Genomic DNA, 1633 nt, shown 5'->3' on the forward strand with positions numbered 1-1633 from the left:
TGGAGAAGGTCTAGCAGCTCTGGGCTGTGAAATTTTCATTAAAAAGGTCTGAGTTATCATGGATTATTTCTGTGCTGAAATGTATGCAAAAATGCAACCACGTATAACGGCAATAACTGGCTGCCATGCACTCGATTACATTGCTTTTCGCGATTCGGTTAGGATAAGTACACGCGTTTATTCGACCACTGGTGATAGTGGTTCTTTGACTCAACTGGACTCTGCGGCTGAACACTTACCCATGCTGCTTGGTGCTACAAGCGGCACCACCGGGGCGATGAAAATGGTCAGCGTTCGTCTAAAATCCAGTAAGGAAGCGGTCAGCTCATCAGAGCATAATTTAATTCGTAACCTGCGCGCGCGGCAATTTTTTTCCCCAGGGGATGTTGTTGGCAACCTGTTTACGATTAATCTGTTTTCATCTTTACACTACTTGGCGTGTGAAATTGTAAAACATTGCCGTGCACATGTCGTGCCGGTTGGCGATATTGCCCTGCTGCTGAAGAGTCATTTCGAGTTTCTGGCTGAAATACGGCTTTCGGTACTGTTTGGTGTGCCCAGCACCATCGTTCAGTTCGTTGAAGCTATGCTCAGCCTTGGGGTTCCACTGGCAATTAAAAAAGTAGTCTTTACCGGTGAATCGATGCTGGGTGTGCATGAAAACTATCTGCGCGAGATGCTGGGCGCCGATCTGCGGATAATTGGTTTATATGGTTTGTCGGAGTGCGGTTTCATTGGTATGTCCGCCGAAGGGCGGCTTAATCGGTACCTGCTCTTCAGCGATGATTTCTTCTTTGAATATGAAGATAAGAGAGGGCTGCTAGTGACATCGCTGGATCCCGATGTTTTGCGCAAACTTATCAGATATTCCGTGGGCGATATGGGCACATTATCCGTTGAAAATGGTGACCTCTATTTTGAAGGTATTAAACGCAATGCTGTTGATTTTAATTTCATGGGAAATTTGATTAGCCATGAAAAAATATTCAAAATTATTAATCGAAGGTTGCCCGATGTGATTGTTCAAATTGTATTGTCTTTATCCGCGGATAGACAAGAGATTATGGATATTAAAATCTGCTGCGAAGTATTTCACAACCTTGATTTGTCCGAACTAACTGAGGAAATCTATCATTTGCCGGATATTTATGAAGCCTATATGAAAAAGCGCGGGCGTATTAATCTCACCCTCGTCGAATATAGCGATTTGCTTTTCTCATCCAGAGGGAAATGCCTGCTAGTTTATGACGCAAGGGAGTCCTGTAATGCAACTTGATAATTTGTGTAATGAAATTGTATCAGGGAATTCGCATACGATAAATGTCAACATCAGGTTTTATAGCGTGTCACCGGAGCAGCAGGAGTAAATCATGTCAGATGATGTTATTGATAATTATGATTTAGATAATAACGTATTGTTTATTCGTGGATGTAATTTGATTGATATTGCCGATGAAAACCGTTATTTGCAGAACGCATGGTTTGCACTGACCGGCAACCTTCTTAATGAAGAACAGATGGATCGGCTGATTCAGAATGCTAGCGCCGAACTGCAAAAGACGAACCCTACAGCCAAACTGCAGGCGATGCATCAACTGATCAATGCATTGCCATCTTTGAGTTTAACGCAGCG

2 protein-coding genes are annotated in these 1633 nt (G+C 43.2%); both read left to right on the forward strand.

The window, feature by feature from the left end; translation table 11 throughout:
* The first annotated feature begins 58 nt into the window (after window positions 1–58).
* Window positions 59–1276: an AMP-binding protein gene (locus ACFIL8_RS10030; RefSeq protein WP_375689645.1), complete on the forward strand. Its 1218-nt coding sequence runs from the start codon at window positions 59–61 to the stop codon at window positions 1274–1276.
* A gap of 94 nt (window positions 1277–1370) precedes the next feature.
* On the forward strand, window positions 1371–1633 hold a 263-nt coding region (locus ACFIL8_RS10035; RefSeq protein ID WP_375689647.1), incomplete at its 3' end, for a hypothetical protein.

The organism is Bartonella sp. AP57NXGY, assembly GCF_042195805.1.
GTDB lineage: Bacteria > Pseudomonadota > Alphaproteobacteria > Rhizobiales > Rhizobiaceae > Bartonella.